1 protein-coding gene is annotated in these 425 nt (G+C 75.3%); it reads right to left on the reverse strand.

Annotated features, from left to right (window positions below; translation table 11 throughout):
- Positions 1 to 189: 189 nt before the first annotated feature.
- Positions 190 to 425 (reverse strand): hypothetical protein (locus tag D7Y13_RS46500; RefSeq protein ID WP_208734680.1); only part of this gene is annotated, 236 nt, incomplete at its 5' end.

The raw sequence follows: 425 nt of genomic DNA on the forward strand, positions 1-425 counted from the left end.
GTCTTCGTCACCGGGATGTTGGCGAGCTCCGCCTTGACCTGTGCCGTCATCGCCATGGGGGCGATCCAATCACGCCTCGACCGGGTCCGCGCCGACGGTCCCGGCAGTCGTCGGACCGCGACACGCCGACGACACGCCGACGACACGCCGTGCGGGCCCCCGGTGACGCAGCCGTGCGGCGGTGGTGCGCTAGACGGGGGTCGCGGTGGTGCCGGTCAGCCCCTCGACCACGTCGGCGTACGCCGTGGCGAGACGCCGAGGGTCGTGCCGCGGGCTGCCGTCGCCCACCGCCACCGGACGCAGGACCAGGGTGGCCCCGGCGTCGTCGCAGGCCGCACGCAGGTCGGCGAGCTCGTCGCCGACGACCCAGTCGGGGTCGGCGAGCACGGCGTGGATGCTCAGGTCGGGGGCGTGGTCGCCGACCC

Source organism: Corallococcus praedator (assembly GCF_003612125.1).
In the GTDB taxonomy this organism is placed as follows: domain Bacteria; phylum Myxococcota; class Myxococcia; order Myxococcales; family Myxococcaceae; genus Corallococcus; species Corallococcus praedator.